Source organism: Niallia sp. FSL R7-0648, assembly GCF_038007005.1.
GTDB classification, from domain to species: Bacteria; Bacillota; Bacilli; order Bacillales; family Cytobacillaceae; genus Niallia; species Niallia circulans.
In genome coordinates, this window is record NZ_JBBOWE010000002.1 from 788,922 (window position 1) to 813,876 (window position 24,955).

At 36.7% G+C, this 24,955-nt stretch carries 18 protein-coding genes and 2 pseudogenes; 9 read left to right on the top strand and 11 right to left on the bottom strand.

What is annotated here, in order from left to right; translation table 11 throughout:
* Positions 1-7: 7 nt before the first annotated feature.
* Both NSQ89_RS23920 and NSQ89_RS23925 read right to left on the bottom strand, forming a co-directional pair.
* A complete protein-coding gene (locus NSQ89_RS23920; RefSeq protein ID WP_047940898.1) occupies positions 8-1,045 on the bottom strand; it encodes a PTS transporter subunit IIC in 1,038 nt (345 codons plus the stop codon).
* 280 nt (positions 1,046-1,325) lie between these two features.
* On the bottom strand, positions 1,326-2,786 hold the full coding sequence (locus NSQ89_RS23925) for a sugar porter family MFS transporter (protein ID WP_341133381.1): 1,461 nt from the start codon (positions 2,784-2,786) through the stop codon (positions 1,326-1,328).
* Positions 2,787-3,338: 552 nt separating this feature from the next.
* On the opposite strand from NSQ89_RS23925, the gene NSQ89_RS23930 reads away from it, so the two are divergent.
* Positions 3,339-3,485, top strand: coding sequence for a hypothetical protein (locus NSQ89_RS23930; RefSeq protein ID WP_341133382.1), 147 nt, complete (start codon positions 3,339-3,341; stop codon positions 3,483-3,485).
* A 21-nt stretch (positions 3,486-3,506) separates the two neighbouring features.
* Here NSQ89_RS23930 and NSQ89_RS23935 read toward each other — a convergent pair whose 3' ends face one another.
* The 8 genes and pseudogenes from NSQ89_RS23935 to NSQ89_RS23970 all read right to left on the bottom strand — a co-directional run bounded on the left by NSQ89_RS23935 (position 3,507) and on the right by NSQ89_RS23970 (position 13,163).
* Complete coding sequence (locus tag NSQ89_RS23935) at positions 3,507-5,276, bottom strand: ABC transporter ATP-binding protein (RefSeq protein ID WP_341133383.1); 1,770 nt, start codon at positions 5,274-5,276, stop codon at positions 3,507-3,509.
* Between the two features lie 23 nt (positions 5,277-5,299).
* On the bottom strand, positions 5,300-6,139 hold the full coding sequence (locus NSQ89_RS23940; protein ID WP_061797031.1) for a sugar phosphate isomerase/epimerase family protein: 840 nt from the start codon (positions 6,137-6,139) through the stop codon (positions 5,300-5,302).
* A 16-nt stretch (positions 6,140-6,155) separates the two neighbouring features.
* The gene (locus tag NSQ89_RS23945; protein ID WP_341133384.1) at positions 6,156-6,836 is read right to left on the bottom strand and encodes a rhamnogalacturonan acetylesterase; all 681 of its coding nucleotides are present in this window, start codon (positions 6,834-6,836) and stop codon (positions 6,156-6,158) included.
* 37 nt (positions 6,837-6,873) lie between these two features.
* Positions 6,874-7,611: an alpha/beta hydrolase gene (locus NSQ89_RS23950; RefSeq protein WP_172866661.1), complete on the bottom strand. Its 738-nt coding sequence runs from the start codon at positions 7,609-7,611 to the stop codon at positions 6,874-6,876.
* Positions 7,592-9,007 (bottom strand): glucuronate isomerase, encoded by a 1,416-nt coding sequence (gene uxaC / locus NSQ89_RS23955; RefSeq protein ID WP_047940892.1) that lies wholly within the window; start codon positions 9,005-9,007, stop codon positions 7,592-7,594. The genes NSQ89_RS23950 and uxaC overlap by 20 nt, the downstream gene beginning before the upstream one ends.
* A gap of 194 nt (positions 9,008-9,201) precedes the next feature.
* Positions 9,202-10,680: pseudogene (locus NSQ89_RS23960) on the bottom strand (UxaA family hydrolase); the annotation flags it as partial.
* 36 nt (positions 10,681-10,716) lie between these two features.
* A pseudogene (locus NSQ89_RS23965) lies at positions 10,717-12,135 on the bottom strand (tagaturonate reductase); the annotation flags it as partial.
* A gap of 20 nt (positions 12,136-12,155) precedes the next feature.
* Positions 12,156-13,163, bottom strand: coding sequence for a LacI family DNA-binding transcriptional regulator (locus tag NSQ89_RS23970; RefSeq protein WP_047940891.1), 1,008 nt, complete (start codon positions 13,161-13,163; stop codon positions 12,156-12,158).
* A 265-nt stretch (positions 13,164-13,428) separates the two neighbouring features.
* Between NSQ89_RS23970 and NSQ89_RS23975 the strand changes: the two genes are divergently transcribed.
* On the top strand, positions 13,429-15,642 hold the full coding sequence (locus NSQ89_RS23975) for a helix-turn-helix transcriptional regulator (RefSeq protein ID WP_047940890.1): 2,214 nt from the start codon (positions 13,429-13,431) through the stop codon (positions 15,640-15,642).
* Positions 15,643-15,876: 234 nt separating this feature from the next.
* Here NSQ89_RS23975 and NSQ89_RS23980 read toward each other — a convergent pair whose 3' ends face one another.
* Positions 15,877-16,764, bottom strand: a complete 888-nt coding sequence (locus NSQ89_RS23980) for a carbohydrate ABC transporter permease (protein WP_047940889.1) — start codon at positions 16,762-16,764, stop codon at positions 15,877-15,879.
* Between the two features lie 570 nt (positions 16,765-17,334).
* Between NSQ89_RS23980 and NSQ89_RS23985 the strand changes: the two genes are divergently transcribed.
* The 7 genes from NSQ89_RS23985 to NSQ89_RS24015 all read left to right on the top strand — a co-directional run bounded on the left by NSQ89_RS23985 (position 17,335) and on the right by NSQ89_RS24015 (position 24,929).
* The gene (locus NSQ89_RS23985) at positions 17,335-18,264 is read left to right on the top strand and encodes an ABC transporter permease (protein ID WP_251687877.1); all 930 of its coding nucleotides are present in this window, start codon (positions 17,335-17,337) and stop codon (positions 18,262-18,264) included.
* 24 nt (positions 18,265-18,288) lie between these two features.
* Positions 18,289-18,936, top strand: coding sequence for a YesL family protein (locus NSQ89_RS23990; protein ID WP_047940887.1), 648 nt, complete (start codon positions 18,289-18,291; stop codon positions 18,934-18,936).
* 135 nt (positions 18,937-19,071) lie between these two features.
* Positions 19,072-20,568 carry an extracellular solute-binding protein gene (locus tag NSQ89_RS23995; protein ID WP_047940886.1) on the top strand — a complete coding sequence of 499 codons (1,497 nt, stop codon included), beginning with the start codon at positions 19,072-19,074 and terminating at the stop codon, positions 20,566-20,568.
* Between the two features lie 141 nt (positions 20,569-20,709).
* Complete coding sequence (locus tag NSQ89_RS24000; RefSeq protein WP_172885254.1) at positions 20,710-21,831, top strand: glycoside hydrolase family 88/105 protein; 1,122 nt, start codon at positions 20,710-20,712, stop codon at positions 21,829-21,831.
* A 12-nt stretch (positions 21,832-21,843) separates the two neighbouring features.
* Positions 21,844-23,175: a glycoside hydrolase family 28 protein gene (locus NSQ89_RS24005; protein ID WP_341133385.1), complete on the top strand. Its 1,332-nt coding sequence runs from the start codon at positions 21,844-21,846 to the stop codon at positions 23,173-23,175.
* The gene (locus NSQ89_RS24010; protein ID WP_445668978.1) at positions 23,176-24,072 is read left to right on the top strand and encodes a dienelactone hydrolase family protein; all 897 of its coding nucleotides are present in this window, start codon (positions 23,176-23,178) and stop codon (positions 24,070-24,072) included. It abuts the gene before it with no gap.
* Positions 24,042-24,929, top strand: a complete 888-nt coding sequence (locus NSQ89_RS24015) for a pectinesterase family protein (RefSeq protein ID WP_341133386.1) — start codon at positions 24,042-24,044, stop codon at positions 24,927-24,929. Before NSQ89_RS24010 ends, NSQ89_RS24015 begins: the two co-directional genes overlap by 31 nt.
* Positions 24,930-24,955: the final 26 nt, after the last annotated feature.

The window sequence follows — 24,955 nt, forward strand, 5'->3', positions numbered from 1 at the left end:
CTAAAATTTAATCAAAGTTCAACTTATAATCGTCTGATTTAATCATTTTTAATTTTTTTGAAAAAATATACAGTAGGAATACATTTAAAAGAAATGGAATAATTAAAAAGGTAGAAACCATAATCGTAATGTTTTTACTAGTCCAACCACCATCGGCTAAGCGCATAAAATTCATGGGCCCGACTAATCCCGATAATCCAAAACCAGCACTATAAGGAGTTCCCTGTATATTTAAATAGCCAGCCAATCCGCCCAACACAGCAGCTGTAATAATCATTGGAATAACAATCTTCGGTTTCATAAAGAAATTACCCATTTGTATTTTAGGGGATCCCAAAACATGTGCTAATGCAGTACCTAAAGAGTTTGCTTTATAGCTTGCAATAGCCAATCCAATACCTGCTGCCACAATGCCAAGGTTTGCTGCTCCAGAGCCAACTCCTGACAGAGATATAACGGTTGCTACACCTACTGTTGAGATAGGAGAAAGAATAATTAAACAGAACAAGACAGCGATAATGATACCCATGAGAATTGGCTGTAAGTTTGTAACATTTTCGATTGCGATGCCAATTAATCCAGTAGTAGATTTCATATATGGTAATAATAAGTACCCAGCCATTCCGGGGATTAATATACATAATGTTGGTAATAGAAGAATAGAATAGGCCTTCAAGCGGTCACCGATAAAACGGACAAATAATACCGCAAGCGCTGCGGTTATACCTGTGTTCAAAACAACCCCTATACCATTTAACGTAAATAACCCTTCCGCTGTTTTTTGAACAACACCACTACCAACCATTGCAGCAATACCAATACTAGCCGTCTGTATAGAGGATAGCTTAAAGGATATTCCTACCATTACACCAATTAGCACGGGCAATAAACTCATAATAAACGCAGTAATATCTAATACGTGCTGAAGCGGAGGAAAGAAAGGAATAAAGAGCTTTAAGATTTCACCAAGCAATGCATTTGGGATTAACGAGACAACAATTCCGATACTCATACCATTTAATAATTTACTGAAAAACTCTTTCACCTTAAACTCCCCATTCTCCTTGAATTTGGAGTTTATTATATGTAATAACTAGATAATCGTCAATGATTATTTTTAATGCTTCAACGCGAAAAAGTATAAAAGTAATAAAATGATTAATGTTTTTAAATCCACTATATAAAATGCAATGAAATGAACTGATTTTTTATACAAATGTAAAATAAATGGTTTGAAAAAATGCAAAATGTAAAAATAAGAAAGAGCTCCTCCTTTTCTAAGGGGAACTCTTTATGAACTGATTATATATTTCAATTTGTTTTTATTAAGAATGGAATTGTTTTTCTCCAATATTGGTTTTCTGAACACCTCGGGAATCCTTATCAAAGTTTCGGAAATACTGTTCGAGCTGTTCCAATGTTTTTCCTTTTGTTTCTGGTAAGAATTTGCTAACAAATGTTATGGCAAATACTCCAAGTACGGCGAAAAGGAAGAAGGAATTAGATAAGCCAATCTTATCGAGAAGAATTGGGAAAATTAAACCAATAAGAAAGTTTGTTATCCATAAGCAAAATACAGAAATACCCATCCCTAACCCTCGAAGTTTTAAAGGGAATATTTCTGCTAACATAAGCCAGGTTACTGGTGAGATAGCCCCTTGTTGAAATGCTAAGAAAGTAACCGTCATACTAAGTACAGCAAAGGGTAGAATAGTTGTTCCGTTTAAAGTGAAGGAGAAAATCCCAATTAGTAGTAAAGTTGTTGTAGTACCGATTAGTCCGATAATTAACATTGGTTTTCTTCCTACACGTCCCAGCAGCCAAATTCCCAGGAAGGTAGCTAATACAGAAATTACTCCATTGGCGATATTGGCAATGAGAGCGACCTCGGTAGAGAATCCAGTGCTTTCTAGTATTTGTGTTCCATAAAACATGATGGTATTTACCCCTGTGATTTGTTGAACGATGGCAATCCCAATACCAAGAAAGACAATTCTTCTAATCCAAGGTACAGCCAAATCTTTAAAGCTAACTTGTTCCACATGTGCTTCTGTTTCCACTGCTTTTTTAATTTGCTGTAGCTCTGCTTTTGCTCGTTTTTCTTTTCTAATATGCAATAATACACGAAAAGCATCTTTGAACCTGCCCTTTGATGCATACCATCTAGGGCTTTCAGGTACAACAAGCATTCCTATCCATAAGACAATAGCAGGTAAGGTTGCAAGGACAAGCATGTATCTCCAAGCGTTTCCTGCACCATCCATTGTATTTCCAATAATAGCATTTGTAATATAGGCAAGTAATTGACCGCTTACGATCATTAATTCATTTTGGGTTACCATTTGACCACGTCGTTCAGCAGGAGACATTTCTGCCAAGAAGGTAGGGACAGCTACTGATGCTCCTCCAACAGCGATACCGAGTAAGAAGCGGAAAGTAACCATGATGGGGAAATTCGGTGCGAAAGTACATCCTAATGTTGTAATAAGAAAAACTGCAGCTAAATATAAAATGACTTTTCTTCGTCCATAGCTATCTGCGAGTTTCCCACTGAACATTGCTCCGAATGCTGCTCCAAATAAGAGCGAGCTAGTAACAAGACCTTCAGTAACTGCATTGAGGTTTAGCTGATCTGGACGAGCCATATAGGGTAAGGCCCCATTTATTACACCAGTATCAAATCCAAAAAGAAGACCACCAAATGTAGAGATAATGGCAATGATTTTTAAATTATTTTTTTTATTCGTGTTGGTGTTCCTACTGTCAGGGTTTAATTGGTCACTCATAATATTTACTTTCTCCTCCTCTTATAATAATGCTTTTTTCTAGTGTCCATTATTATCGTTATATTTGAAATGTAAATCGAAGTTCATCTCCTTTGCTAACCTGTCGTTCTATCCCTTTTAAATAAGATTCTTAGACTGCGAAAGGCAATTACTTTACTTGAATAATAAGTGGGATATATTTCATTATTATCTTTTTTAATCGTATATTGTTTTTGCTATGTAAGGGATAGACGTACCAATACATTACCCCGATAAAAATTTTTGAAAACATCTATATATACAAGGGAAATTTTTTTCACTAGAATTATTATCTTGCAATTTTATTTAGAGCCTATGCTCAAATAAAAGAATAACAATAATGTGTGAAGACCGCTCTTTTTAGGGAAGGCATTTATTTTAAGCCTTTTTTATAAGAAAAAAGTAAAAATGGAGTGGATTTTCATCAGAAGAATAATAGATAGGAATAGATGAGTTAGAAATTAGTGAAAGGGGAGGTGATATCTTAACAAATTAGAAGGGAAATCAGCCAAAGTGGGGAGGGAATCAGCCAAAGTGGGGAGGGAATCAGCCAAAGCGGGGAGGGAATCAGCCAAAGTGGGGAGGGAATCAGCCAAAGCGGGGAGAGAATCAGCCAAAGTGGGGAGAGAATCAGCCAAAGCGGATAGGAAATCAGCCAAAGCAAGCAGGATCCCCTTTTAGATAGGGATCATCTGCTTTCTACTAGCTTTGTAGTTGTTTTAATCGGAAGAACTTACCTTTTTTATCCATTAACTCGTCATATGTACCAAATTCACTGCAGCTACCATTTTCAATCACAGCAATTTTATCGGCCTTTTTTATGGTGGATAATCGATGGGCTACGATGAAGGTGGTTCTATTTTTGCATAAAATAGATAATGCTTCTTGAATTTTTGTTTCGGAATTGCTATCAAGGGCAGAGGTAGCTTCATCTAGAATAATTACCTTTGGATTCCGGATAAGTGCCCTGGCAATGGAGACCCTTTGTCTTTGCCCACCAGACAGTTTATCTCCGTGTTCCCCTATTTTTGTATCTAAACCATCGGGCAATTTCTGAATGACTTCCCAAAGATTTGCAGCTTTAAGAACTTCCTTTAGGCGTTCTTCTGAGACGCTAGGCATTCCGTAAGTAACATTTTCTCTAATCGTTCCAGAGAAGAGAATAGTTGATTGAGGTACAACTGCCAAATGATTTCGATATGAGCGCAAATCAAGAAAGGCCATATCGTGCCCATCTAATAGGATCTTTCCTTTTGTCGGTTGGATATAGCCAATTAATAAATGAAGAATGGTGGACTTTCCAGAGCCAGATTCTCCCACAAAGGCAATTGTTTCTCCTTGTTTTATTTCTAAGTTTAAACTATGGAGAATGTCCCTCTTTTCATTTGTATAGCGGTATGCGACGTTTTGGATAACAAAATGCCCTTTTACTTCCTTTAGTCTTTTTTTATTTTCATGTTTCTCCACTTCACCTGCTGTAAGAACTTCCCCAATAGATTCAACAGATTCCATTCCTTTTGCAATAGTTGGAATTAAAGTAATCATACTAGAAACAGAGTTAACTACTGTTGTAAAGTATGTTTGATACATGACGACTTCACCAGGAGTAATGGTTCCTTTTAATGCCAGAATACCGGTAAATACTAAACAAATAATTTGAAAGAGTTGAAAGCTAGCCCAACTTACAGCTCCAAATAAGGATTGAATCATATCTAAATGAAATCCTTTTGACAAAATTTGCTGGAAACGATTATTTAAACGAGAGACTTCTTGCTTCTCTAAAGCATGTGCTCGAGCAATGGGAACTAATTCAATCATTTCAATGACTCGTGCTGATGTTTCTTCCAGTTCTCTTCGGAATTCTGAATTCGAGTGCCTAATTTTTTTTCGAAAGGCTACAATGATAATGGCAGAAATAGGAACAGTTAGAATAAAAAATAAAAAAACAGTTGGACTATTATATAAAGTTATTCCTAGTGCAACAATTAAATTCACAAGTATGTTTAAGCTCGAGACGAATACTTGGGAAGAAAGAGTTTGAACAGCTTCTACATCTCGCATGATTTTTGATTGGAGACGTCCAGACTGCATTTCTTTATGAAAGGGAATGGATAATTCCTGCAATTTTTTGATAAGAGAAGCGCGTAGTCCAGATTCCACGCTGCGAATAGCTATACTATTATATTTCGTATGATAATAATTAGTGAGGATATTTTGTAATACCAGAATCACCATAATGATGGCATTTATATAAATGGTACGAATGCCGCCACCATCTTTTATGGTAGCGGCATTTATTACATTGGCTATTGCAATCGGCATTACCCATGCTGGAATATGTTTGATTGTATAAAAAACAGCAGATAGCAATAGTTTTATATAATGTCCTTTGTAGAGATGGATTAGTACTTTGAAAGAGTTCTTTTGGTGGGTGTCATAGCTTTGCTGAACAATTTCCTCTAATGTATCCAAGGTATTCACTCCTTAAAAACGCCTTATAAACGGTGATACATCTCTCTTATATGGGTGATGGCTGGCCCAATTGCGTTTCCTTGTGTTTCTTCTAAAGTAGCATGAAGAAAAGGTCTATCGTATTTTAGATAAGTGAGAATTGGTTCAAAGTTTAGCATTCCCTTACCAACAGGGACGATCTCTATTTTTCCTTTATTCACTGTAAAGTCTTTAAGATGAATCATAGCAATATGATCATGTAACAAGTCTAATGCTTCATTTAGAATAAATTCTCTTTCTGAGACATTATGGACGTTTATTAGATTCGCAATATCTAGAATGATTTTTAAATGAGGAGACTGTACCTCGTCTATGAGACGTTTTGCTAATGGAGCAGAATAGAGAGGGTGGTTAAGCCCAGCTTCGATTCCCACCGTTATTCCAAAGTATTCTGCATATTCTACTAGTTCCAGCACAGAGCTCCTAGCGATTTGATAAGCTTCTTCTGTGAAATTTTCAGGAGTAAAACCTTCGCTTACACTGCCAGTTTCTGTACCAACGAGGCTGGCACGAAAATCTCGAGCAAGCTGTATATGGGTTTTAAAATCATTTAATGCCTTATGGCGCACAGCAAGATTTCGACTCGAAATATTAACATAGCAGCCTAATGTGCTAATTTTTATCCCGTTATTAGCAAAGTAATCGCCAAAAAAACTGGCTATTCCTGGTGATAGACTTTGAAAGGAGGGGACATAATCTGGAAAAGACTTTTTTATCGCAAATTGAATATTGGTAAATTGATAGTCTCTTAACTGCTTACATAATTCCTCGAGGCTTAGTTGGCCTAAATCATGAGCACGAATACCAAGATTAAGTGTTAACATTGGATTCCCTCCTGAATTAATTTAAAAACTTTTTTAAAGGTAGATCACTTCCTTTTATTGCATTACATATCAGCTTGGCAATTGTTTCGGCTCCCTGGTCATTGAAATGAGTATCATCTTTTACTCCATTTGGATAATTGCTGGATTCATGGGCCTCAAGGTGGAGAAAAAGGTTCCTGGATAAGTCTGGGCCAAGGGATTGAAACAAGTCTATTGATTTTTTATGAATATCTAGAAGTGTTACATTGTAAGTCTTGGCGAGTTCCCTCATAGCTTGTGGGTATTCACCAAGAGACATATGATCAATAAGCTGATTTCTAAAATGCCTTCGAGAAACGGAAGTAAGTAATACTGGGTGTGCGTTATGCTTATTGGCGGTATGAATAAATGTATGCAAGTTTGTTTGATAGTCTCCGTATGGATCTGTTCCGCGAGCTTGGTCATCTTTTTGGTCGTTATGTCCAAATTGAATAAAGAGATAATCTCCAGGACGAATTGCCTGTTCAATGGCAGTTAGTCGTCCTTCGTTTATAAAAGATTTGGTACTTCTTCCATTTACAGCTCTATTATCAATAATAATTTGGTCTGTGAAAAAGGAGGAAAGTTTTTCTCCCCAACCCGTTTCTGGACGCTTATCTGGTGTTTTTTCTGCGGCGGTAGAATCACCTGCTAGAAATATAGTTATCTTGTCTGACATAATTCCCCCTCCAATATTCACTTTAATGAAATGATTATCATGACAAAGTAGTTTTTAACCAAGCTTCTGCTAAACTCAACCAGCGATGGACATAGGGAGATTCCTCTGCTAATGCCAGCCCATGTTTCCCAGAAGGAAAAATATGATATTCAAAAGGAATGTTAAATTTGGCTAAACTTTCGGCTAACATGATGGTATTTTGAATAGGGACTGATTGATCATCAGCAGTGTGCCACATAAAGGTGGGCGGCATATGTTCGTCGACCAAATGTTCAATCGAATAAGCCTCAACTAAATGGTTAGGCGGATTTTTCCCCAAAAAATGCTCTCGGCTTCCAGAATGCCCATAAGGTTCCGTGAAGGTAACAACTGGATAGCATAATACTAGCGCATTAGCACGATTGTTTATTTTGGTACAAGCAAGACTTGCTAGATGTCCACCAGCAGAAAAGCCAAGCACACCTATTTTATTTTCTAATAAATTCCAATCCTTGGCATTATTTCGTAGTTGACTAAATACTTCTTCTAGTTCCTTTATAATGCTTGTATGATTGATTGTTCCAACAGGATAATAGAGAATTCCAGCATGATAACCAATCGAATGAAGCCATTTTACAATTGGCTGTGCCTCTTTTTCAGATAAATGGTGGTACCCTCCACCTGGACAAACGAGAATGAAGGGTCTTTTTTTATTATCTAAAAGGGAAAGGTGTAATGTCATATGCTGATTTTCTTCTGAACTGTGGTTATAGTTATCATTGATGATTTTCAACATAAGAATGCTCAAATCCGAAATATTGTTTAGCATTATGGTAGCTAATGTCCTTAACTAAGCTTCCAAGCAAGTCCTCGTCCTCTGGGGCTTCACCTCGTTCGACAATTTCTCCGATAAATTCACAGAGCACTCGGCGGAAATATTCATGTCTTGTGTACGATAGAAAGCTTCGTGAGTCTGTTAACATCCCGACAAAGGTGGAAAGGAGACCAGTGTCACTAAGAACGGTTAATTGATGGCGCATCCCAGCTCTCGTATCGTTATACCACCATCCTGAACCTAGCTGAAGCTTTCCAGGTGTGTGTTTTTGATAAGATCCCATTAAAGTAGCTAAAACAAAGAAGTCATTTGGGTTCAGGGAATAAAGAATTGTTTTCGGTAATTTCCCCTCTTTTTCTGCACGGTCTAACAGACGCTGCAAGGGTATGGTAAGAGGGAGATCGTTCACACCATCATATCCAGTATCAGGACCTAATTGGTTAAACATTGCTGAATTCGTATTGCGATATGCATGGATATGAAGCTGCATTGTCCAATTATGCTCATGATAAAAACCGATTAAGCGAGTTAAGGTTTCTGTACGATATGCACTGATTTCATATGGGGATAATGCTTCATTTTTAAGTCTTTTTTGAAAAATCAATTCCAGTGTTTTCTCATCTGCTTCTTCATAGGTCAATATATCCAGTGCATGATCCGATAATTTTCCGCCCATTTGATGGAAATAATCAACACGTGCTTTAAGTGCCTCTATTAATCCTTGATAGGAATTAATCGTAATATGTGATTGTATACTTAGCCTTTCTACCCATTCGATAAATCCATCTTGGTCAATATTTAATGCTTTATCGGGACGGAAAGAGGGAAGTACTTGAAAGTGTCGTTCTGTGTTCTTTAAGCGTTCATGGTAATGCAAATCATCAGTCGGGTCATCGGTCGTACAAACTACTTTAACATTTGAATTGATGATAATATTGCGACGCTTAAAGTCAGCGGTAGCCAATTTCTCATTGGCTAAATCCCAAATAAGAGGGGCATTCTCCTCATTCAGTAATAAATCAATGCCAAAGAAACGTTTTAGCTCTAAATGGGTCCATGTATATAAGGGATTACCAATTGTTTTAGGTACTGTGCGTGCCCAAGCTAAAAATTTGTCATAATCAGAGGCATCGCCAGTAATGTGAGTCTCTGGGATACCGTTTGCGCGCATTAATCGCCATTTATAGTGATCACCTGCTAACCAGGCTTCTGTAAGGTTTTTAAAGTTTTTATTCTCATAAATTTCTTTCGGATCTAAGTGACAATGATAGTCGATGATAGGCATCTGCTTTGCATGGTCGTGAAATAGTTTTTGAGCGATATCATTTTTTAATAGAAATTGGTCATTTAGAAACATTAGAATCCCTCTTTCGTTATTTTTTTATAATTCGTGTTTAATAGTGCTTTTATTGTCTCAGTGCCCAAAAGCTCAACGATAGATTGAAAAAGGAAACAGAGAGAGCGTCAGCATTACTGCTTTCAATGAATGCACCACAGGTTAACACTATGTTTCTATAAATCTTCTCTATCATAGCCTCATTGACCTATCTTTTATAAAGTAACTCCTGTTTTAAATATAGCGATTTCGCGAACACCATTTGCTTCGTTACGTGTTTTTTCTCCACTTGCGACCGCTATTACTTTTTCAATAAATTCCTCTAATACTTCATTCATTGGTCGTTCTAGTAAAGGACCGGCATTAAAGTCCATCCAATGCCTTTTATGTTCATAAATGGTAGAATTGGTTGCTACTTTTACGGTTGGAACAAAACTGCCAAAAGGCGTTCCTCGGCCTGTTGTAAATAAAACTAAATGACAATCAGCAGCGGCAAGCGCAGAAGAAGCTACTAGATCATTGCCTGGTGCTTGCAATAGGCTTAGCCCTTTTTTGGAGATTTTCTCTCCATACTGCAGTACATCTACAACCGGTGCTGTTCCAGCCTTTTGTGTACAGCCTAATGATTTATCTTCTAGAGTGGTAATCCCTCCAGCCTTATTTCCTGGGGAAGGATTTTCATAAACAGGCTCCCCATAAGAATGAAAGTAGTGTTTAAAATCATTGATTAAATGGACGATATCTTCGAAAACCTTTTCATTTTCTGCCCTAGCCATAAGCATTTGTTCTGCACCAAACATTTCAGGGACTTCTGTTAGGATAGTGCTGCCCCCTTGGGAAATTAAGAAGTCCGAAAAAGCTCCTAATAGCGGATTAGCCGTAATTCCAGAGAAACCGTCGGAACCGCCACATTTTAGGCCGACATTTAGCTCGGCAATTGGAATAGGTTCTCTCTGATCATTTTTAGCAGCTTCATATATCTCTTCTAATAGTTCTAAGCCTGCTTCTATTTCGTTGCCTACCTCTTGTGCAACTAAGAATTTAACTCTTTTTCCATCATAATCTCCTAGTAACTCTCTAAATTCAGCAATAACGTTATTTTCACAGCCTAATCCAAAAACAAGTACTCCGCCAGCATTCGGGTGGCTCACAGCGTCTATTAATATACTGCGAGTATTTTCATGGTCTTCTCCTAATTGGGAGCAGCCGTAGGGATGCTTTAAAATGGTAATATTATCGAATGTACCTAAGTCAGGATGGAGAGCTTCAAATTCTTTCAGCATATATTCTGCCGTTCCGTTTACACAGCCAACGGTCGGTACAATATATAAGTCATTGCGAATTCCTACTTTTCCATTTGCCCGTCTGTATCCTTGGAAGGTAAGATCCTTTTTAGGGTATTTTACTTGGTGGATATCTTGCTCATACGTATATTCAAGTTCTCCATCTAAATTTGTTTTTACATTATGCGTATGAAGCCAATCCCCCCGCGTAATCTCCGTCAGCGTATGTCCGATAGGATAGCCATATTTGATTACATTGCTAGATTTTTGAATATCAGTTAAGGCTATTTTATGGCCTTGGGGAATATCAGCTTTAGCTGTGATCGAGATGCCATCAAGATAGACTGTTTCCGCTGCGTTAATTGGTCTTAGGGCAACCGCGACATTGTCTCGCTCATTTAGTTTTAATAGAGAAGGAGGCCGCTTTTTGTTATTTAGCTTTTGTAAAACAGCTCGGGCACCGTCTTTTCTAAGCATATGGATATATGCAGTTACTTCTTCCGCAAGGTTAGGAATAGTGGTTAAGTCTGTATCCCATAAATTTTTGCCATTCAAAATAGTAAAAGCGATAGTTTCAGGATTTTCCCAAGCGTTTGAAAAGGCCTCAAGGACTTCATCGCTATCCTTTGGTTTATATTGTGTTCCCCTGTAGGTTAGGAATAAAGCAGCAAGAGAAGCAGTCATGTATGGAGGCAATTGCTGCTGTTTTTCTTGGTATTTAATTAGCAGCGGTAATAAGCGTGCTTTATATTTAGAAACACTGTTTAAAGCAATGGATGATAATTCATGGCGGATAAAGGGATTTTTAAAGCGTTCGATTATAGATTTTGCATATGCCTTTAAGTCATCTAAAGGGAGAGGTAATAATGGCATAATTTCTTGCTGCATTAATTGATTAATAAAGACAGCAAAATCTGCATCATTCATCACATCTTCCACAGTTTCAAGACCAGCAAGTAATCCAAGTGGGACCATCGCTGTATGCGGGCCATTTAATAAGTGAACCTTTCGTTCTCGATATGGTGTCATATCATCGGTTACCAGTACATTCAATCCCGCCTTTTCGAGAGGAAATGATTCTTTTAATTCTTGTGGACCTTCAATGACCCATAATAAATAAGGCTCTGCTTTAACCATTAAGTTATCAATATAGCCATGTTCCTCATTAAGCAGATTTGCTGTATCACGTGGATAACCTGGAACAATGCGATCTACTAAGCTGCAGCAGAATATATTTTCAGCATGAATCCAGCTAATAAATTCCTCTTCTAAATTCCATAGACTTGCATATTGTAAGACAATTTCTTTAAGTTGATCACCGTTACGATCGATTAACTCACAAGGAATAATCGTAAATCCTGGTTTTTTTAATTGAAAGCGCTTGAATAGTAGGGCAGTAAGTTTTCCAGGAAAACTAGTTGAAGGTTGATCGATAGAACAATCCCTTTCATCAAATTGTATTCCAGCTTCTGTAGTATTAGAAATAATAAAGGCCAATTCTTCTTGTTCTGCCAATTGTAAATAAGTTTCCCATTCTTCATAAGGATTAATTAATCGATTAGCAGTTGTAATAATTTCACTCGTCTGAACCATTTGACCTTGATAGAACCCCTCAAGCACGACAGTATAAAGGTAATCTTGTTCTTCTAAGGTTGGATTCGAAACATGCTTGGTCGGCTTCACTAACACAGCACTACCGTTGAATAAATGCTGGTTATTCATTTGTTGTAGTTGCCAATTAAGAAATCCTCTCATGAAATTTCCTGATCCAAATTGAATGACCTTTTCTGGAAAAAAAGACAAATTAGGTTTTAATTGCTTTGAAAGCTTTTCCACTATAGTTCCTCCTTTTGCACACGTTAACATTTTATGATAAAGCAAAACAGTTATGACTGTTTTGTTGGAAAACTAAGCGATTCTCTTTTAACTAAGAATGTGTCTACTAAGATTTGTGTCTTTTCTAATGTTCCGTTATTCATTAACGCAATGAGCATTTGCATGCCAATTTCGCTGATTTTATCAATAGGCTTATGAATAGTGGTTAGAGCTGGAGTAGAGTATTGCGCAAAAGCTATATCATCAAATCCAATGATTGAGATATCATTTGGCACTTTCCTCTCTTTCGAAAAACAAGCTTTTAATGCACCGATTGCCATATCATCGTTTGCGCAAAATACAAGACTAGGCGGAGTCGGCAGATCTAGCAATTGCTTCATTTTTTCAAAGCCGCTTTCCATACTATAATCCCCATTGACCATAAATTCAGGCTGTACAGGAAGCCGATGTTTCGATAAGCTATTGACAAATCCTTGTTTCCTTTCAGCTGAGGAACGGAAAGAGCTTTTTCCATTAATGTACGCTAAATTCTTATGACCAAGGCTAATCGCCTCATCGATAGCCTGTTCTACACCTTGTTGATCGTTTGCCGAAACATTTGGAATAGAAGGATCATCTAGTCTGCGATTTAGTACAACCAAAGGTATGCCGGTTTGTTGTATATAGTAAATAAATGCATTGTCTGTATCACTTTGGCTTAGTACGATAATCCCGTCAAATCGTTTGGAAATGATTTTGTCAAAATGGACTAATGTATCAATACCGTTTACTGCAATACTGTAGTTTTCATCTAGCACAGAATTAACACCTTTTATTACATCTACAAGAAAACTTGAACTTGTTCCATGGCTGATACTAGAGAAAAAAACGCCAATTGTGTAAGATTTCTGGTTTACGAGACTTTTAGCATTAAAGTTTGGTACATAATGTAATTCTGCTGCAATTTTTTTAATTTTGTCTTTGGTTGCAGGTTTAATAAGGGGACTATCATTCAGCGCTCTTGACACAGTGGTGTGCGAAACGCCTGCAAGCTTTGCGATATCCTTAATGGTAACCATAGTTCCTCCTGATAATAATGTTAACGTTCACATTTTATAATTCTTCAGGCAGTTTGTCAATCGGTCATTTGCTGCACACGTGAAAAAATCCACTCGCAAAAGATAGACTAGATATGCTATTATATGTATATTCTAATCCAAATTATAGAAAATAATCATTTCATAATAGATAAGAAAATGATTATTTTTCGTATTAAAAATTGTTGAATAAGTTGATAACGCTTACAATAAAAGTGTGTTAAGAGGAAATAAGGAGTGTGAGGATTTGAAGAAATTAAGGTTGTTTTACAAATTATTTTTCCCCTTTTTTCTATTAGGGATTAGTATTGTAGTTGGCTTTAGTGTATTTATCTATAACTCTACCTATCACTCCGTCGAAGAGGAATTTCTGAAGGACAAACAAAATTATACAAAACAAATTCTTAATAATGTAGAGCAAAAGGTGCGAACGATTGAATATGGATATACGGCATATAGTTCTACTGCAAACTTTGAGACGATTTTTAAGAAGCCGTTATCAGGAAAAGACTTTGATACATATCGTGATATAAAAAAAGAAATCAGTTATATAGAAATGATGGGAATAGAAGGAAGTAAGCATAATTTAATCAGCCTGGCAGAAAATTGGGGAATAATTGACGGCTCTTTAAAGAAATTATCGGAAGAGGAAATTGCTGGGTATAAGGAAAAGTATGTGGAAAAGGCGAAGCAAAGCTTATTTTGGAGACCAACAAGTACTGGAATTGAGATGATTATGACTTTACCTGTTTATCAACGTGATAAATTTGCTTTAGGAATATCTAATATTCCAAGAAGCAGCATTGATGAGATTGTTGATAATGAACAAGATAGTTTAGTAGAAATATATAATAGTAAAAATGAATTACTATATTCAAGTAGACAAAAGGAAAGGCTGTTGTCTCACGAGAATTATGAGAAAATGATAAACGAGGGAGAGAATATCAAAATAGTAGACACAGAGGGTAAAAAGTTTGTGTATGCTCAGTCAGACTATAATCGCTGGATTTATGTTGTACAGATTAACCCAAAAGAAATCTCTAATATGATTAATAATACAAGGATTGGTTTACTCATTGTCTCGACCTTATTGATTATTTTGGTCGGTATCATTTCCTATATGTTAGCAAATTCTTTTTCAAGACCTATCCGCAAATTACAGGAGAAATTAGCAATAGATCATCTAAGTGGGCAGAAGAATGAACTCTCCCTTGTTGCTGATTCTGTTGACAAGATTATTGGTCAGAATGAAACATTAATGGCTAGCTTAACCATGCAAAAACCACAGCTTGAGACGCTGTTTGTCTTAAGCTTATTTAGAAATAGAATAACAACAAATGAAGCTAAGCACAGGTTAAAACAATTTGGCTATTTCTTTAATGATACGCATCATTTTTACACAGGATTAATACAAATTGACAATATGGATAGCCAAAAAATTGTTGAGAAAGATTTATACTTATTGGCTTTAAATAATATTGTCGAAGAAATAGTCCCTGCTAAGGAAAGATTGATACCTATTGTATTAAATGATGAGATGCAAGCAACCATATTTATAACCGATGTAAATGATCATGATTCCAGTCGAAGAATTATGAAGTATTATGAGGAAATACAATCTGCGGCAAAGGAATATTTAAATATCACTATCAGTATAGGGATAAGTCCTGTTTATCAAACATTAATTAGTAGTAAAAAGGCAGTTGATTTAGCAAAAGAAGCGCTGCATTATCGTGTAAATGTAGGACCAGAGTCTATCATTTTTTATGATGATATTGCTCCTCTCTTGAATGATGCTTCTATTTCTAAATATCCTGTAGAATTGCAAAATGAACTTTTAAATACGATTCGCTCAGGAAATGAGGAGGAAGTGCAGGAGACAGTAGATACCTTAATTAACGAAATCTTCCGGATGAATAAAAATCCGGTCAGCTTAGAAGTAACACTTATTCGGTTAATAAATGAGATTATTCAACTTGGGCAGCTGTTAGGTGCAGAGGCGAAGATTTTTGATAGTATAAAGCCGCTTTATTATGAAGCGATTAATGCCTATTATCCTGCTCGAATAAAACAAATGCTAATTGAACATCTTATTACGCCAATTATTATCAGCACACAGGATAAAACGGATAAGGAGTTTCGATCTTTATCTGATAAAATTGTTCAAATCATTCAGACAGAGTATGACCAGGAAATTTCTTTAGACGTTATTGCTGACCGTCTTCATTATAATCCGAATTACTTAAGCAGCGTTTTCAAGAAAGAATATGGAGAAAACTTTGTTGACTATCTAATGGGATTCCGACTGCAAAAGGCTAAATCCCTGCTAGAAGAAACAAATATGCCAATTAAGGAGATTGCCGAAAAACTCCAATATCGAAATTCTCAAAACTTCATCCGTTTTTTTAAAAAGAAAGTAGGCATGACCCCAGGGGATTATCGGAAACAATATAATCATTAATTAAAAAGCGTGCAAGAAAGAGCTTATTCTTGCACGCTTTTTATGAACCGCAATTAAGATAGTCTTGAGCACATCCTGAATTTCTGTGAGAATAAGAGATAACATCATAACCGGTAAGGACAAGCCAGATGAGAAAGGGTTCTCTTTTAAATGTATGAGGATATAAGTTACTAGAATATCGTTTTGTTGACTGGTAAACAAATTGCTGTCAATAAAAGCATCTTTTCTGTAACGTCATCCCTTTACAGAGCCTACCAACGCTCCTTTGACAAAATATTTTTGAACAAATGGGTATGCAATAAGCATTGGTACTGTTGCTATAACAATAACGGCCATCTTAATCGTTTGCGCAGGTGGAATAACGTCAACTGACGAACCTTCTGCTTGCATGCCGCTTGAAACAATAACAATCTGTCGCAATAAAACTTGAATTGGCCATTTCGTAGAATCATTAATATAAAGAATAGCTGTCATATAAGTATTCCAATAGGTAACGGCATAAAACAAAGAAATGGTCGCAATAGATGGTAGTGCCAATGGCAGCATAATCTTCCAAAAGACTCCTAAATCTGTGCAGCCATCCATTTTAGCTGATTCTTCTAAACTATCCGGTAGTGCTTGAAAGAAGTTTCTCATAATAATTAAATTAAACGCATTAATTGCTACAGGCAGTATCAAAGACCAATAAGAATCAATTAATCCAAAGGCTTTAACTACTAAGAAGGTAGGGATCATGCCACCGCTAAATAACATAGAGAATACAACAAGAAAGTTAAGAAATCCTCTTCCATTAAGATATTTACGTGATAAGCCATAGGCCATCAAAGATGTTAGGACCATACTTACTAAAGTACCGACGCCAGTAACGCCAACGGATACCGCTAAAGACTTAAAGAGTGTTGGCGTAGAAAGAATATAACGGTATGCATCTAATGAGAAAGTTTCAGGAATCAGAATAAATCGTTTAGCTACAACTTCTTGTGTAGAAGCAAAGGAACTAGCTATAACATTTACAAAAGGCAGAAAACAAATTAAGGCAATAATGATTAAAATGGTTCCATTAATAATGGAAAAAACCCGTCCTCCTTTTGTTATTTTCTTATTTTTATACACTTTTTCCATATAGATCCTCCTTCTTATTTTGTCTAACTACAACTTACAACTAATGATGATGTTTTATTGCTCGGATTAGGACTGTAAACCGAGCCACAAGCAGTTAAGGAAAGGTCCGTTTCATAAAGTTGTTTTCTTTTTCCGCAGCTGGGAATACACTTTGCTATCCGTATGGCGAATATCTGCAGATCCTTTTAGAAGCCTTCATAAAGTCAACACTCTTTGTAGAAAACAGCCTAAGAAATAGATATACTCTCTTACTATAAAGTTACTTTATCAAGAGAAGATAATTACGTATATAATCAATATTTCAGGAAAGAAAACGCTTACCGAGTTCCGTTTTTTTCGATTGAAAAGGCAGATAATCATTTGGACAAAATGGTAATCATTACATTGGGTGGGGAAGAGGAAACTATTGATAAAATAAGGTTTTGTAAGCGTTATCAAATAATGATTATATACGTAATTATGCTTTTTCCATATGCTTAAGGTATGAATTAAACATCACACCATAAAGTAAGGGGGTAAATAATGGAAAGCGTCATTAAGCCTAATGATCAGACATTACCTGAGTTAACTATGAAGCAGCGAAAGAAGATTAGAAGACAAAAAACTTGGGCTAATATGAGAAAGAACAAACTTCTATATTTAATGATTTTCCCTGGCTTTCTCTATTTTATTATTTTCAAATATTTACCGATGGGTGGATTGATCATTGCTTTTCAAGATTATCAACCGTTTTTAGGGATTTTGGGCAGCCCATGGGTAGGGATGAAGCATTTTGTTCGCTTATTTACAGAACCAACCTTTTTTATGCTTTTAAGTAATACACTTATTTTATTTGCTTTAAATATTTTCATTTTCTTTCCCATGCCGATCATCTTAGCGCTTATGCTAAATGAAGTCAAAAACAAATATTTTAAATCTGGTATCCAAACGTTAATTTATATCCCCCATTTTATGTCATGGGTAATTATTGTTTCCATTACATATGTCTTTTTAAATGTTGATGGTGGATTGATTAATGAAATGTTAGCAGCAATGGGCTTTAATAAAGTCAGTTTTTTAACTTCGCCTGATTGGACGCGAACCGTTTATATTGCACAAGTAATTTGGAAAGAATTAGGCTGGTCTACTATCATATATATCGCCGCTATTACAGCTGTAGATACTCAATTATATGAAGCAGCGGAAATGGATGGAGCAGGACGACTGCGCAAAACATGGCATGTAACATTACCGGCCATTCGACCAGTAATTATTACTTTATTAATCTTAAAAATTGGCAGCACGTTAGATTTAGGATTTGAACACATGTATCTCTTATTGAATTCATTAAATAGAAGTGTCGCAGAGATTTTTGACACCTATATTTATACAGCTGGTTTGAAGAATGGACAATTAAGCTTTAGTACGGCTGTTGGTTTATTTAAGGGATTAGTAGGATTAGTTTTAGTTATGCTTTCAAATAAGCTTGCCAAGAAGTTTGGTGAGGATGGGGTTTATTAAAGTTAGGAGAAAGCGAGGAATTGGATGTTAAAATCAGTGGAAAAAATAAATCACATTTTTACAACAATATTAAACTTAGTTTATGTGAATTTCCTCTGGTGGCTCTTTACTTTATTAGGATTGGGGATATTTGGGGCAGGACCAGCAACCTATGCACTAGTTAGTATCATGCGACAGTGGATGAGGGGAAATACCAGTCTCCCTATCTTTTCTTCTTATTGGAAGTATTACAAAGAGTCCTTCAAGGAATCCATGGTTACTAGCTGGATTTATTTACTACTCGGCTATGTGTTAGTAATCGATCTACTCCATGTTACAAACTGGTATCTCAAAGTATGCTTGATGATCATATTCTCGTTATATTTCCTTTCTGCCGTTTATATTTATCCATTAATGGCTCATTATAACTGGAAAGGAATATTCTTTCGCATAAAGATGTCCTTTATCTTTGGTTTTTCTTGCTTGCAATATTCTCTATTATTGTTTGTTGTGATTGGCGCTACCTATTGGACAGCAATCACATTTTTTCCTGGGATTCTCACTTTCTTCGGTATTAGTTTCCTATTTTATATGATTACTTGGACAGCAAATCAAGTGTTTACTAGAATGGAATTACAAAATACAGAAGAAGTAGAAGATACAACCGTCTATCCTACGCTTAACGGACAGTAAGACTTAATTTTAAGCTTATCCAATTCGGGGAAGATAGGTGGGAAAGCATCGATATAGAACCGAATGGTTCCACTAATCAGTGCAAACATTCATTGATGGAACTTTCGCTTTATCAAATTGTAAAGGAGCGTTTAAATGAAAAAACTATCAAAGTTAGCCAGTATTAGTTTAGCAGGTATGTTGTTATTAGCGGGTTGTAGTGGAGGAAAAGAACAATCATCTGGGACGTATGATGAAAATAGTAAGGCTGAAATTACGTGGCTGAATATTCTACATACGGCATCTCCTCCAACAGATACTATTTTAGATAAAATCGAAGAGAAAACGAATGCTGAAATCAAATTTTCGTGGATACCGGACGCTTCAAAGGAAGAAAGAATTAATACTGCATTAGCCTCTGATTCATTAGCCGATATTGTTACATTAACTATTCTGGAAAATTCCTCTGTCCGTAATGCATTGAAGTCTGGAATGTTTTGGAATGTAGAAGATTATTTAGATGAATTCCCTAATCTAAAGGAAATTTCACAAGATGTACGTGATTCTGCTTCCATAGAAGGAAAGCTCTATGGTATTCCCTTTCAGAAGGATTTAGCACGTAATGGTGTCGTTTTACGTAAAGACTGGCTTGATAATTTAGGTCTTGAAGTTCCGAAGACTGTTGATGAATTAATGGAAGTTTCGAAAGCGTTTACAGAAAATGATCCTGATGGTAATGGGCAAAATGATACAACTGGATTTGTAGATCGGAACGATTTAATATATGGAGCCTTTAAAACATTAAGTTCTTATTTCGGTACACCTAATGTATGGGAAATGGATGAAAATGGAGACTTCATTCCGGAATTTGAAACGGATGGTTATGTAAAAACAATGGATTATATGAAGGAGCTGTATAGCAATGGCTGGATAAATAAAGACTTTGCTGTTACAGCAAAAACAGACCAGCAGCAAAGCTTTGCACAGGGAAAAGCAGGAATTTATATTGGTGCCCTTTTCGATGCTAAAAACTTGCAAACGATGGCTGCAGGCATCCAAGATAATATGGAATTAGCATTAGTGAACGATATGGTATCGGAATCTAATCCTGAACGTGCCATTTGGGCTGCAAATAATGGAATTGGCGGATTATTGGCCTTTCCGCGTTCAGAAGTAAAGGATGAAGCAGAATTAAAGAGAATTCTTAAGTTTGTAAATGATTTACTAGATCCAGAAATTTACACATTAATGACATATGGTTTGGAAGATGTCCATTATAAACTAACAGATGATGATTCATATGAAATTATCAATCAGGATTTATGGACACAGGAAGTGCAGCCATTCGCGGCTTCTAGACCAAAAGAGTCAGGCTATAATTTGAAAGATCCAAACCCAATTAAAGCATTAGCAGATGAAATGATTGCAGACAATGCGAATTATGCCGTGTTAAATCCTGCTTATTCTTTAGAATCTGCAACCAATACATCACAAGGATCAGAATTACAAAAGATTATTACTGATGCCACATACCAGTATATTTTAGGCGAAATAGATCTGGATGGCTTCAAACAGGCTGTAAAGACATGGGGAGATTCTGGCGGAAACACGATTAAAGAGGAATATAAAGCAGCATACGAACAAACGAAATAATTTTGAATAAAGGTGAGGGGAAAGCAGATTTCGGCTAGACACTCACCTTAAAAAATTTAAAAACAAGATTTTTATAAGGCAAGCAACAATCTTCATGAAGAGGCTTTATAAAGAATCTAAATAGGATGGGAGAATATAAGAATGGCAGAAATGAGTTGGTCAGAGAGAACAGCACAATCCATTATGGAAAGACTTCCACGATTATATGAAGATAGAGGCTATAACGGAAAATGGTCTTATGATTATGGAGTTGTTTTAAAAGGGTTTGAAAACCTTTGGAAACGAACAGGCAAGGAGAAATATTTGCATTTTATAAAAGAAAATCTCGATTATTTTGTTCAACCGGATGGAACGATTAAAGGATATGAAGTATCAGAATTTAATATTGACCATATTAACAATGGAAAATTACTATTTCAACTTTTTAAACAAACGGGAGAGGAAAAGTATCGGCAAGCAGCCGATTTATTGAAATCCCAATTAGAGCTGCATCCAAGAACATCAGAAGGTGTTTTTTGGCATAAGCAAATTTATCCGTATCAGATTTGGCTGGATGGCTTATATATGGGGGCGCCATTCTATGCGCAATATCAAATGGAATATCGAGATGGAGAAGGTCTTGACGATATACTTCACCAATTCAAAATCAGTTATCAACACTTATTAGATGAAAAGACAGGGCTTCTTTATCATGCATGGGATGAGAAGAAAGTCCAGCCATGGGCTAATAAAGAGACAGGACTATCAGAGAATTTTTGGGGAAGAGCCATGGGATGGTATGTCATGGCATTAGTAGATACATTAGAAATTATTCCAAAGGATACACCTGATCGCCCTTTTTTAGAAAAAATTCTTAAGAATACATTGGCAGCATTACTAAACTATCAGGATAAGGAAAAGGGTGTTTGGTATCAGGTAGTCGATAAGCAAGGGGAAAAGGGAAATTATTTGGAGGCGTCTGCAAGCAGTATGTACGTATGTTCTATTGCAAAAGGGATACGCCTTGGAGTTTTAGAAAAACAAGAATGGCTGCATCCATTAAAGAAAGGCTATCAAGGATTATTAGATGAATTTGTTTTGCTGACAAAAGAGGGATGGGTCAATTTAAATAAAAATTGTCAGGTAGCAGGACTTGGCGGAGCTGACAAACGAGACGGAACTTATACCTATTATATTAGTGAACCAATTATTTGCAATGACCAAAAAGGCTTAGGGGCCTTTTTACAGGCATTAGTGGAAGTGGAGGAAGTTATTAACGAATAAGGAGATTATAAAATGAGCGATTATATTATCACTGATTTCGGTGCAGAGAATGATGGGAGTATATGTACAGAGTCGATTCAGAAGGCGATAGATAAGGCATATGAAAATGGAGGAGGCAGAATTGTTATCCCGCCAGGTGAGTTTCTGACAGGTGGGCTTTTTTTAAAGAATCATATTGAACTTCATTTAGCCGCAGGAGCAGTATTGAAATTCTCTGATCAGCAAGCGGACTATTTCGTTGTTACGTCTAGATGGGAAGGTGTCGCTAGAGAAGTATATGCTTCATGCTTATACGCAGAAAATAGCCGGCATATTGCGATCACTGGCTTTGGAACCATTGACGGAAATGGAGAGAAATGGTGGCATCTTTTTCGAAATGAGCGAGAGAAGCTGCTTTATCCGCGGCCAAAATTGATTAGCCTAGATGGTTGTGAAAACGTATCGATTAAAGATGTGACCTTAATAAATTCTCCAAGTTGGACGGTTAACCCCATATGCAGTAACAACATTACGATCGATAATATAAAAATTCATAATCCGCAAGATTCACCAAATACAGATGGCATTGATCCAGAATCCTGCATGAATGTTAGAATCAGTAATTGTCATATTGATGTAGGGGACGATTGCATTGCGATTAAGGCAGGAACAGAGGATACGGCAGAGCGAGTAGCTTGTGAAAATATAACGATTACAAATTGTACCATGGTTCATGGACATGGAGGAGTAGTGCTTGGCAGTGAGATGAGCGGTAATATTCGAAATGTCACCATTAGTAACTGTGTCTTTCAAGATACAGATCGTGGCATTCGGCTGAAGTCTAGACGAGGGCGTGGAGGAGTCGTTGAAGATATTCGTGTAAGTAATATCGTAATGGAAGGTGTAATTTGTCCGTTCATTTTAAATTTATATTATTTCTGTGGTCCTAAAGGAAAGGACAAATACGTATGGGATAAAAATCCTTACCCAGTAACTAATGAGACTCCGATGTTTAGGCGCATTCATTTTGCCAATATAACGGCTAGGAATGTTCATGCTGCAGCCGGATTCATATACGGTTTAGCCGAGCAATATATATCAGAACTAACTTTTAACCAAGTGGATATTTCTTTGGCGGTAGATGCGATTCCTGGAAAACCAGCAATGATGGCAGGCATAAAAGATATGAATAACCGGGGCTTTTATGTCGGTTTTGCAAAGGATATTTTATTTAACCGGGTAACGGTTGAAAACCATGAAGGTCCAGCTTTTTATCTCGAAAATTGTGAGGATATCGAGTTAATAAACTGTAAGTCTAAAAATACAAAGAAGGAAGAAGCGCTCTTGAAGGAAGTGAAGGCGTAAGTGGAAAAACAGCGAAAAAGGCTAATAGAGTTATTAGGGGATTATCCACATGCAAAGGATAGGAAGGTGCAGCTAATAAGGAGGGAAGAGAAAGATAACTATGTATTAGAAAGCCTCATGCTGCAATTAAATGAGGAGGAATCCGTACCTGCTTATGTTGCCAAGCCTCTAAACAAGGAAGGTCCGCTGCCTATCGTCCTCTTTAATCATTCACATGGGGGGGATTTCGAACAGGGAAAAGAAGAGCTGTTAATAAGTAACAGTTACTTACAATCCCCATCTTTTGTCGAGGCTATAACAAATTTGGGATATGCTGTAGGATCCATTGATATGTGGGGATTTAGTGAGCGGAAAGGTAAATTAGAGAGCGAGTTAGTCAAAGAAATGTTATTAGATGGAAGAACGCTATGGGGGATGCGGATCTTTGATAATATTGCTTTTCTAGATTATCTTGTGGAAAGGACGGACATCGACCAAAACAGAGTAGCGACGATTGGAATGTCAATGGGAGGCCTTATGAGCTGGTGGATGGCAGCACTAGATGATCGCATAAAAGTAACCGTAGATATAGCTGCACAGGTACATATAGAAACATTAAGGCAGAAACGGGGCCTAGATCATCATGGTTTTTATTATTATGTGCCAGGCTTTTTAAAGCAGTTTTCTACTTTAGCTGTGCAATCGTTAATTGCCCCAAGACCGCGCTTGAGTCTTGTTGGAAAAGATGACCGCATGTGTCCGCTGGAAGGCGTAATGCTGCTAGATGAGGAATTAGGAAAAATATATGGAAAATATGATGCAAAAAATCAGTGGAACAGCCAAATTGTAACTGGCGGTCATCAAGAGACAAAGGAAATGAGAAAGCAATGGGAAAACTTTTTGCAGAAGCATTTATGAAAAATGAACTTCAATTTGTCATTGGGAAAGGCAATGATTGTGATTTTATGAGTATTCAGGAAGCCATTATGCATTGTTCCAATATCGAGAGACCTGTTACATTCATCATCCTAGGTGGAGATTACTATGAAAATATCCTTCTTTATCAATCAAATCGCAAGTTGTTTGGAATAGGAACGGTCCGGATTATTGGAAATAAGTATGCACGGCAATTGGATGAGTTTGGTTGTGAAATTGGTACTTTTCAAACAGCGACTCTTTTTATCAATGGAGAGAATATCTGGATAGAAAATATCGAAATCATAAATAATTCGGGGCTGGGAGAAATAGTGGGGCAAGCAGTTGCTTTATATAGTGAAGGAAACATAGTTAGCTTTAAAAATTGTTCCATAAAAGGGTACCAAGATACCGTTTGTCTCGGTCCATTGCCAGATGTACAAAAGGATGGAACTCCTTTTTCAACACCAGAGATAAAAAATAACTTTCAGAACAATATAACGACCTTTATCCATTGTTCTATTGAGGGAACCGTTGATTATATATTTGGTGGAGGAGAAGCAAAGTTTGAAGAATGTGAATTGAAATCTCTTAAACGGCCTAACAACCTGCCAGGATATATTACGGCAGCAAGTACTGCGATCGGGAAAAATGGCTTCCTATTTTCTCGTTGCTATTTAACAGCAGATAAGGATGTATCTAATGTCTTTTTAGGGCGGCCGTGGAGACCATACGCCAATGTAACTTTTTCTCAATGTAGAATAGGGGCTCATATTCACTCGGATAAATGGGACGATTGGGGAGAGAAAGAGAATCGAGAAACAGTAACATTTCGGGAAATAGAAAATTACTATGCTTAGTTGAGCCTCTAATCAGTTAGAGACTA